The 9,486-nt window shown below is 60.3% G+C and carries 10 protein-coding genes; 4 read left to right on the top strand and 6 right to left on the bottom strand.

All coding sequences use genetic code 11. The features are described from left to right. Nucleotides 1–2: 2 nt before the first annotated feature. The 6 genes from ACQRAQ_RS05515 to aspS form a co-directional block, all read right to left on the bottom strand. Nucleotides 3–203, bottom strand: coding sequence for a hypothetical protein (locus tag ACQRAQ_RS05515; RefSeq protein ID WP_427794175.1), 201 nt, complete (start codon nt 201–203; stop codon nt 3–5). A 201-nt stretch (nt 204–404) separates the two neighbouring features. Then, nucleotides 405–2,732 carry a ferrous iron transporter B gene (feoB, locus tag ACQRAQ_RS05520; protein WP_427794176.1) on the bottom strand — a complete coding sequence of 776 codons (2,328 nt, stop codon included), beginning with the start codon at nt 2,730–2,732 and terminating at the stop codon, nt 405–407. A 123-nt stretch (nt 2,733–2,855) separates the two neighbouring features. Then, nucleotides 2,856–3,077, bottom strand: coding sequence for a FeoA family protein (locus tag ACQRAQ_RS05525; RefSeq protein WP_427794177.1), 222 nt, complete (start codon nt 3,075–3,077; stop codon nt 2,856–2,858). Nucleotides 3,078–3,116: 39 nt separating this feature from the next. Continuing rightward, nucleotides 3,117–3,359 carry a FeoA family protein gene (locus ACQRAQ_RS05530; protein WP_427747574.1) on the bottom strand — a complete coding sequence of 81 codons (243 nt, stop codon included), beginning with the start codon at nt 3,357–3,359 and terminating at the stop codon, nt 3,117–3,119. A gap of 233 nt (nt 3,360–3,592) precedes the next feature. Next, nucleotides 3,593–3,841, bottom strand: coding sequence for an HPr family phosphocarrier protein (locus tag ACQRAQ_RS05535; RefSeq protein WP_427719814.1), 249 nt, complete (start codon nt 3,839–3,841; stop codon nt 3,593–3,595). 358 nt (nt 3,842–4,199) lie between these two features. Further along, nucleotides 4,200–5,987, bottom strand: coding sequence for an aspartate--tRNA ligase (gene aspS / locus ACQRAQ_RS05540; protein ID WP_427719815.1), 1,788 nt, complete (start codon nt 5,985–5,987; stop codon nt 4,200–4,202). A 257-nt stretch (nt 5,988–6,244) separates the two neighbouring features. Here aspS and serB point away from each other — a divergent pair, with 257 nt between their 5' ends. The 4 genes from serB to ACQRAQ_RS05560 all read left to right on the top strand — a co-directional run bounded on the left by serB (nt 6,245) and on the right by ACQRAQ_RS05560 (nt 9,262). Next, on the top strand, nt 6,245–6,880 hold the full coding sequence (gene serB / locus ACQRAQ_RS05545; protein WP_427794178.1) for a phosphoserine phosphatase SerB: 636 nt from the start codon (nt 6,245–6,247) through the stop codon (nt 6,878–6,880). A 117-nt stretch (nt 6,881–6,997) separates the two neighbouring features. Beyond that, nucleotides 6,998–7,780: a nickel pincer cofactor biosynthesis protein LarB gene (larB, locus tag ACQRAQ_RS05550; protein WP_427794179.1), complete on the top strand. Its 783-nt coding sequence runs from the start codon at nt 6,998–7,000 to the stop codon at nt 7,778–7,780. 10 nt (nt 7,781–7,790) lie between these two features. Further along, a complete protein-coding gene (locus ACQRAQ_RS05555) occupies nt 7,791–8,720 on the top strand; it encodes a LarC family nickel insertion protein (RefSeq protein WP_427794180.1) in 930 nt (309 codons plus the stop codon). 2 nt (nt 8,721–8,722) lie between these two features. Beyond that, nucleotides 8,723–9,262 (top strand): TetR/AcrR family transcriptional regulator, encoded by a 540-nt coding sequence (locus ACQRAQ_RS05560; protein WP_427794181.1) that lies wholly within the window; start codon nt 8,723–8,725, stop codon nt 9,260–9,262. Nucleotides 9,263–9,486: the final 224 nt, after the last annotated feature.

The following is a 9,486-nucleotide window of genomic DNA, read 5'->3' on the forward strand; positions in this document are numbered from 1 at the left end:
GGCTAATGAATACCGCGGCCCAAGTCTTCGGCGATTTTGTCCACGCCCTTAAGTGCGGCACACGTCTTTTTGTTGGAGCAATGCCCCGTGCAAACGCCACCCTGAGAACAGTCGGCGCAGGTGCCCTTGCGGTAGATGCGCACGCATACCGCGACAAACGCAATACCGATAACAGCCAGCACAACAATATCGATAGGTGCCATAGCAAGCCTCCTCTAGTTAACCGTCACTTACTTTACTCCATTTCCACCTGCCAAAAAGGGACAGGTTTATTTTGGTCGGTTTTATCTGCGGAAACGCCACATCTTACTTCTGGAGCAAAGCAATCTGTCCCCCACCACCAAAAAGCCCGAGTTTCGCTGAGACACCCGGGCTCGTGGAAAGGGGCTAATCCTTATTCGGACTTAAGCGGAAACTGCGGCGGAAGCAGTGTTGGTCTCGTCCTCGTCGGTCCATGCATGCGCAGGGATAGGGCGAAAGATCTGGAAGAGCATCGCAACCAGCAGAACGATGGCCACAATCGTCCAGATACCAAACTGTCCCAACACAAACAGGTTGTAGAACTGGTTGATGAACAGGCCGATCACCCAAGCGAAGGCGCACTCGTAACCGATGGCAATCGCGGTCCACTTGCCGGAGTCCATCTGGTTGCGGATAGTACCCATGGCGGCAAAACACGGAGCGCACAGCAGGTTGAACGCGCCAAAGGCAACGCAAGCGCCCATGGTGGGGAACATACCGGCAAACGCAGTCCACAGGCTCGGGTCGGTCTCGGCGGCATCAGCCACGGACAGCAGCGAGCCGGCGGTGGCGACGACGTTCTCCTTAGCCACAAGGCCAGAGACAGTCAGCGCAGTTGCCTGCCAGGTGCTAAAGCCGAGCGGAGCGAAGATCCAAGCGACCAGGTTACCGAGCATGGCAAGCACGGAGTAGTCCATGAACTCCTCGGGGATGCCGTCCATTGCAGGCAGGAAGCCAAAGGAACCGTTGTAGCTTCCAAAGTTGGAGAGGAACCAAACAACGACGGTGGATGCGAAGATGACCGTGCCGGCCTTCTTGATAAAGGCCCAGCAGCGCTCCCACACGTGCAGTGCCCAAGAGCGGATCGCCGGGAAGTGGTAGGCAGGAAGCTCCATAACGAACGGCGTCGGGCGACCGGCGAAGAGCTTGGTCTTCTTGAGCATAAGGCCCGAGGCGATGACGGCGAAGACGCCCAGGAAGTAGAAGAGCGGGCTGATCCACGGCGCGGTGGTGGAAGAATCACCGATGATAGAACCCATGAGCAGGGCGATGATCGGCAGCTTAGCGCCACAGGGAATAAACGTGGTGGTCATGACCGTCATGCGGCGGTCCTTCTCGTTCTCGATGGTCTTGGTGGCCATGACGCCGGGGACGCCACAGCCCGAGGACACGAGCATGGGGATAAAGGACTTACCGGACAGGCCAAAGCGGCGGAACACGCGGTCCATGATAAAGGCGACGCGGGCCATATAGCCGCAGTCCTCCAGGAAGGACAGCATGACGAACAGCAGGAACATCTGCGGCACAAAGCCAAAGATGGCGCCCAAACCGCCGACGATGCCGTCACAAACCAGCGAATCGACCAGGCCGCCGTCTTCGGTGCCACCCGCCACAAGGGCATCGTGCACCACGGTGGTGATACCCGGGACATAGGGGCCGTACTGCGCCGGGTCAACCGAGTCGGCATCGTCGCCCGCAGCCTCGACGGCTGCATCGTAGGCGTCGCGGCCCTGACCGAGCACATACCAACCGTCGGTACCAAAGAGCTGGTCGTTGGTGAAGTCGGTCACCGTGCCGCCTAAGGTGGAAACGGCGATGTAGTACACGCAGAACATGATGACCACAAAGATCGGCAGGCCCAGGATACGGTTGGTAACCACACGGTCGATCTTCTCGGAGGTGCTCATCTTGGCCGGAGCCTTGGTGAGGCACTCGTCGATGATGTGCGCGATGACGCCATAGCGCTCACCGGTAATGATGGACTCGGCGTCGTCATCGCAGTCCTGCTCGCACTGGGCGACCAGCTCTTCCACGCGAGCGGCCTTCTCCTTGGTGAGGTTGATGAGCTTGCAGGCGTCCGCATCACGCTCGAACAGCTTGACCGCGTAGTAGCGACGCTTGTTGGCGGGAACGCTCGCCGGCAGGTTGTTTTCGATGTGGTCCAGAACGTCCTCGATGGAGGAATCGAACTTGTGCTCCGGCACCTGGCCCTTGGAAGCAGCGGACTTCTTAACCTGCTCGAACAGCTCCTTAATACCCTTGTTCTTAAGGGCCGAAATCATCATGACCGGGCAGCCGAGCTTCTTGGAGAGCTTGTCCGTGTCGATCTTGTCACCGTTCTTCTCGACCAAGTCGGCCATGTTAAGGGCAACGACCACGGGTAGGCCGGTCTCGATAACCTGAAGCGCCAGGTACAGGTTGCGCTCGAGGTTGGTGGCGTCGACCACCTGGACGACCACATCGGGCTCGCCGCTCATGAGGTAATCGCGCGAGCATTGCTCCTCGGGGCTGTAGGGGGAAAGCGAGTAGATGCCGGGGAGGTCCGTGATGGTAACGTTCTTGTCGCTTAGGAGCTTGGCCTCCTTTTTCTCAACCGTGACGCCGGGCCAGTTGCCAACGTAGCCGTTGGCGCCGGTGATCAGGTTGAAAAGCGTGGTCTTGCCGCAGTTGGGGTTACCCGCCAGCGCGACATGGATCTGAGAATCCGCCATTCAATCCTTCTTCCTTGTGCGCCCGCGCTGCTTTCTCCGCGCGGGCTAGATAATGTGCTTCAAAGTTGCTGCATTAAGTTAGAAAAGCCTAACTTAATCTGCAGAAATATACGCAGTGGGCCCTTACTGGACCTCGACGACGGCCGCCTCCTCCTTGCGGATGGAAAGCTCGTAGCCGCGCACGTTGATCTCGACCGGATCACCGAGCGGTGCAACCTTCACGACCTTGAACGAAGCGCCCTTGATGAGCCCCAGGTCCATAAGGTGGCGGCGAAGTGCGCCCTCACCGTGAAGCTTGACGATGGTAGAGCTCTCGCCCACCTTAACGTCACCCAACGTCTTCATCCTCTTATCCCCCTTTCGGTTTTTATGAAATGCTGCAGATTAACCGACGGTCATGATGTGCATGGCAACCTTGGAATCGATGCCAAAGCGTGAGCCCAGCACCGTGACGATGATATTGGCGCCACTCGAGCTCACCACGTGGATCTCGCTGCCCTCGACAAAGCCGAGGTCCTTGAGACGGTGCTTTATGTCCTCATTGCCCTTTACACGAGACACGTGCACGGTTTCGCCCGCTTTTACCATCGAAAGCGGCATGGCCGGCATCTGCGGTCCGCAAGACATGAGTGAGCTCCTAACATCGGTTCGTCCTCAACATCGACGCGATAAAAGTTAACCGCATCTATGTTCGAACTAGTAAACTAACACGCGGTTAACTTTTTGGAAAGTATCTCTATTCAGTTTTCGAAAAAGTTTCCCATATTAAACAAAGGCACCGCAAAGACGGTCTCTTTGCGGTGCCTTGTCATACCAATGTATGCAACAGAGGGGACTCTCCCCTTTTTACATTGTTCCGCTTAGAGTGAGAGATTTCTGATCGATGTGACGCAGGAGGCCTCATCCACGCCCGAAACACGAAAGACAACGCTCTCGCCGCACTCACCATAGAGGGCCATGAGTCCCATGATATCGCGGCCATCCGTGTGGCGATCGCCGATGCTGACCGACACGTCACTACGATGCTTGGCGATAATGTCATAGAGAAGCGCAACCGGGCGGGCATGTAGTCCCAACGGATCTTTAATCGTCTTTGTAAACTCGACCATGTCCCCTCCCGCAGCATCGCACATTTGGCCGGCCAAACCCAGCCACGTGGTAGTTATTGTAGCGTTAGATGCTTGTCGAGAGCGGGACGGAAACCACATCCCACTTCGAGTGTTAACGATGGGACACAGTTTCCGCCAGAAGGCTCAACCGGAAACTGTGCCCCATTATTTTGCCGAATTCTGGGCCGCGCTTTCCCAGAGGACCCCCTTTGGGAAAGCGCGGCCCATTCTGGACGCAGATTCCGGGACGCACTTTCCGCGACGTCCGGTCACCCTATGCCCTCGCAACGCCCGCGCACAAAAAAACGAGGGAAGGCACGCGTCCTTCCCTCGTTAGAGACAATATGTAGCCGCTCGCCTACATCAAGCGCAGGCTGACGTCCTTGAGCTGGGCGCCGGAAACGGCGCTCGGGGCGCCCGACATAAGGTCGGAGCCGCTGGCCGTCTTGGGGAACGCCATGACGTCGCGGATGGAATCGGAGCCGGTAAGCAGCATGCACACGCGGTCCAGACCCAGGGCAAAACCGCCCATCGGGGGCGCACCAAACTTGAGCGCCTCCATGAGGAAGCCAAACTGCGACTCGGCGCGCTCCTCGGTAAAGCCCAGGAGCTTGAGCATGGACATCTGCATCTCGGCGTTATGGATGCGCATGCCACCGCCGCCGGCCTCAAAACCGTCCATGACAAAGTCGTAGGTGCAGGAACCGGCAGCCAACGGGTCGGCCTCGATCTTGGCGATGTCGGTCTCGGTCGGCAGAGTGAACGGCTGGTGCTCGGCTGCATAGGCCTTGCGGTCCTCATCCCAGTGGAACAGCGGGAAGTTGACGACCCACAGGAAGTCGTGACCCTCGCGTTTGATCTCGAGTGCGTTGGCCATGTGAGAGCGCATGCCGCCCAGGATCTCGTCAGAAAGCAGGCGCGGGCCGGCGGCGAACATCACGAGGTCGCCAGGCTCGACGTTCATGCGCTCGCGCAGAGCCGCCATCTCCTCGTCCGAGAAGAACTTGACGATGGGGCTGTTGATGGAGCCGTCCTCGCGGAAAGCGATCCAGGCCAGACCCTTGGCGCCAAACGTGGAGGCCACGCCGGCGAGCTTATCGATCTTGGCACGTGCCCAGGCACCGGCGCCCTTGGCGTTGATGGCCTTGACGACAGAGCCCTCCTCGTTTGCGGCAGTCGCAAAGACCTTGAACTTGGAGTTGGCAAAGATGTCGGTCAGATCGACCAGATGCATGCCATAGCGGGTATCGGGCTTGTCGGAGCCATAGGTGTCCATGGCCTCCCAGTAGTCCATGCGACGCAGCGGCGTGGGCATCTCGACACCCATGCGACCGAAAGCATCGGCCAGGACCTCTTCGAGTGCGCTCATGACGTCGTTCTGGTCCACGAAGGACATCTCGATATCGACCTGGGTGAACTCGGGCTGACGGTCGGCACGCAAGTCCTCGTCGCGGAAGCACTTGGCAACCTGGTAGTAGCGCTCGACGCCACCGACCATGAGCAGCTGCTTTAGGAGCTGCGGGGACTGCGGCAGGGCGTAGAAGTTACCCGGCTGAATACGGCTGGGAACGATGAAGTCTCGAGCGCCCTCGGGCGTGGACTTGAACAGGGAGGGCGTCTCGACCTCCATGAACTCACGGTTGTGAAGCGCCTCGCGAATGGCAAAGGTGAAGTCGGAGCGCAGCTTGAGGTTGGCCATCATCTCGGGACGACGGAGGTCCAGATAGCGATAGCGCAGACGGGTGTCCTCGCTGGTCTCGATGCCGTCCTCGATCTGGAACGGCGGGGTGACGGAGGTGTTGAGCACCTCGGCGTGGTCGGTCAGGACCTCGATCTCGCCGGTCGCGAGCTTGGCGTTGGTGGTCTCCTCGCCACGAGCGCGCACGACGCCGTGAATCTTGATGGGCCACTCGGGACGCATGGTCTCGGCGATCTTAAAGGCATCGCCGTCGGAGTGCTCGGGGTCGAAGGTGAGCTGCGTGATGCCCTCGCGGTCGCGAAGGTCGCAGAAGATAAGGCCGCCGTGGTCGCGGCGACGGCTCACCCAACCGGTAAGGGTGACCTCTTCGCCCACGTTCTCGCGGCGAAGCTCGCCGCAGGTATGGGTGTGCATGGAATGCTCGTCGATGGGACGGGTCTGGCTCATACCAGTGATCCTCCTTTATGGATCTGTGCCGCCCCGTGTCGTTCCGGGCGGCGTCGTACAGATTTGCCCAGCCTGCGTAAACCGCGCAGCCGGACATGGCGTTCTATCTTATCGCACCCGCGCCGATGTACCGCGAAAAAGTGGCTCCCGCTCAAAGACTTGACGGAGACGAAACAATTGGCGCACCGCACTGCCCGCCCGCGCTTGTCACGTGCGACAATGTGCCTACAATACAACTGCACTCGGAAAGGCCCGCCATGACTGCACGCCTCATCGTTATGGATATCGATTCCACGCTCATCAACCAGGAGGTCATCGACCTGTTGGGCGAGGAGGCAGGCGTGGGCGGGCAAGTTGCGCGGATCACCGAACGCGCCATGCGCGGCGAGCTCGACTTTAAGCAGGCGCTCGAGGAGCGCGTGGAGCTGCTTGCCGGCCTGGACGAGAGCGTTTTCGAGCGCACCTTTGAGCGCGTGACGTTTACCCCCGGCGCACTGGAGCTTGTGCGCTCGGCGCACAGCAAGGGCTGGAAGGTCGGCGTGGTAAGCGGCGGCTTCCACGAGGTCGCCGACAAGATCGTAGCTGCCGCGGGCATCGATTTTTGCCTGGCCAACCGCCTGGAGGTCGTAGACGGCAAGCTCACGGGCAAGCTGGCGGCAGACATTGTGACCAAGGAATCCAAGCTCATCCAGCTACTGGATTGGGCGGTTGAGTGCGGTGTCGATATGGCCCATACCGTGGCGATCGGCGACGGCGCCAACGACATCCCCATGATTCAGGCCGCGGGCACGGGCATCGCATTTTGCGCCAAGCCCAAGACGCGCGAAGCCGCCCCGTTTGCCATCGACGAGCGCAACCTGATGCTCGCCATGGACATCATCCTGCGTGACTAGCCGATCCATCTAACAACAGAATCAAATCCCCTTTATCTAGTTTCCGAACAATTTTGTCTTAGTGTTCGGAAACATACCCTTTGAGTGCTAGACTTTGCGCCGTCGAAGGGAAGATATATGGATAAGCGAGATCTTGAGCAGTTACTGAGCGATGTTGCCGACGGAGCAGTCACCCCGGCAGTCGCCCTTACGCGCATCCAAACGGCGCCAACCGCCGATCTGGGTTTTGCGCAGCTCGATCTTTCGCGCGGGGTGCGCCAGGGGGCCGGTGAGGTTGTCTACGGCGCCGGTAAAACCGCCGAGCAGATTGCCGCCATTATCAAAGCGCTGCGCGATGCCGGTCAGGAGCGCACCCTGGTTACGCGCCTGGATGCCGAAAAAGCAGCCCGCACCTCGGAGCTTCTCGACAACGGGATCGACCTGGGATATGTCCCGAACGCCCAGCTCGCCCTCGTGGGCGGTAAGCCCTCCCCTACCGGTAACGGACGCATCGTTGTCGCCTGCGCCGGCACGAGCGACTTGCCCGTCGCCGAAGAAGCCGCGTTGACGGCCGAGTTCTACGGCAACGAGGTCGACCGCCTCTACGACGTAGGTGTCGCCGGTCTGCACCGTCTGCTCGCGCATGCCGAGGAACTTGCCCAGGCACAGGTGGTCATCGCCATCGCTGGCATGGAGGGCGCGCTGGCGAGCGTTATCGGCGGCCTGGTGAGCTGTCCGGTCATCGCCGTTCCCACCAGCGTGGGGTACGGCGCGAGCTTTGGTGGCATAGCCGCGCTGCTCGCCATGCTCAACTCCTGCGCCAGCGGCGTTTCGGTCGTCAATATCGACAATGGCTTTGGTGCCGCCTACCAGGCAAGTCTTATCAATCATCTGAGCGCCGGAACACCCTGCGCCCGTTAAGGAGCATTCCATGTCCAACCATCAGCATACGCTTATCATCGACGGCACCTCGGGCATCAGCGGCGATATGACCGTCGCGGCCCTGCTCGACCTGGGTGCCAGCGAGGGGCACCTGCGCGAACAGCTCGCCACGCTGCCGGTCGACGGCTTTACGATTGCCGTCACGCGTGCAAACAAGCATGGCATCGACGCCTGCGACTTTGACGTTCAGCTGGCAGAGGATCTCGAGAACCATGATCACGATATGGCCTGGCTCTTCGGCAACGAAACAGCTGCCGAGCACACGCACGAGCATGAGCACCACCATCATGACCATGGCGAACACGAACACGAACACTGCCACGAGCATACGCACGAGCATGACCATGAGGCCCACGGCCATGGCCACGAGGACCATCACCACGCCCACCACCATCACCACCGTTCTTTGGCGGACGTCACCGCCATCATCGACGGCTCACAGCTAAGCGATGGCGCCAAGCGTCGTGCCCTCGCCATCTTTACCGCGCTCGCTGCTGCCGAGGCCAAAGCTCACGGCAAAACGCCCGACACCGTCCTGTTTCACGAGGTGGGCGCCATCGACTCCATCGTCGACGTCTGCTCTGTCGCCATCTGCCTCGACGACCTGGGCATTGAGGATGTTGTGGTCGAGTCGCTCTCCGAGGGCCACGGAACCATCCGCTGCGCCCACGGCCTCATGCCCATTCCCGTCCCCGCTGTCGTCAACCTGTGCCAGGCAGGCAATATCGCCCTCACGCCTGCACCGGTCGCCGGCGAGCTCGTGACGCCAACGGGCGCCGCCATCGTCACCGCGCTGCGCACGTCCGACCAACTGCCCTCACGCTACCACATCGAAGCCGTCGGCTACGGCGCCGGCAAACGCCCCTACGAGGGTTGCTCCGGCACGCTCCGCTGTCTGCTCGTTCACGCGGACGCATAGCCATGGATGCCCGCAAGGCAAAAAGCCGCGCTGCCATCGTTGCGGCGTTCTCCGAGCTCCTGCGCGAAGAGGACTACGGCAAGATTGCCGTCGGCGACATCATCGCTCGCGCCCATGTGGGTCGGGCAACGTTCTACGGCCTCTTCAAGAGCAAAGATGACCTGCTCGCTGAGTTCGTGTGCGATATCTGCACCCATGCCCTCGACGACGACGGTACACCCCTCAATAACCCGCTCGTACAGGTCGAACATATCCTCAACAACCTCTGGGATCGTCGTCAGGGCGTACGCGCCCTCGTAGCCGGCGCCGGCTCGCGCGTCTTCGCCGACTGTCTCCGCAAGACCATCATGTCGCGCGCAGCCGAAACCGTCCCTGTCGACCCCGCAGGCCCCGCCAGCACCATGGATCGCAACTTCCTCCTCCACCACATAGCCTCAAGCTTCGTAGCCACCGTCCAATGGTGGGCCTGGCACAACTTCCAAGCAGATAAGGCCGACGTAGCCAAAGACTACCTCTCAGCCATAAAACCCCTCTTCACCTAAGTAAGAGGCTCATCCCAGAGCATTGCCCCAACCCAAGGCGCCCGCGCATCCCAACGTGTCACTCGCACTTCAACGCCCCCCCCAACAGCGACAAGCCCCTCCCATCCAAATTCAGAAATATGTTGGGTTGCTTGTACGAACGCAGCAAAGACCCCTCAGCTGGCCGCATGGGGTGACTTCCCAGCGCATTCCACAGGACGAAAGAACCCCCGCCGCACGAAGTG

It is taken from the genome of Collinsella sp. SGI.178, from assembly GCF_050313495.1.
In the GTDB taxonomy this organism is placed as follows: domain Bacteria; phylum Actinomycetota; class Coriobacteriia; order Coriobacteriales; family Coriobacteriaceae; genus Collinsella.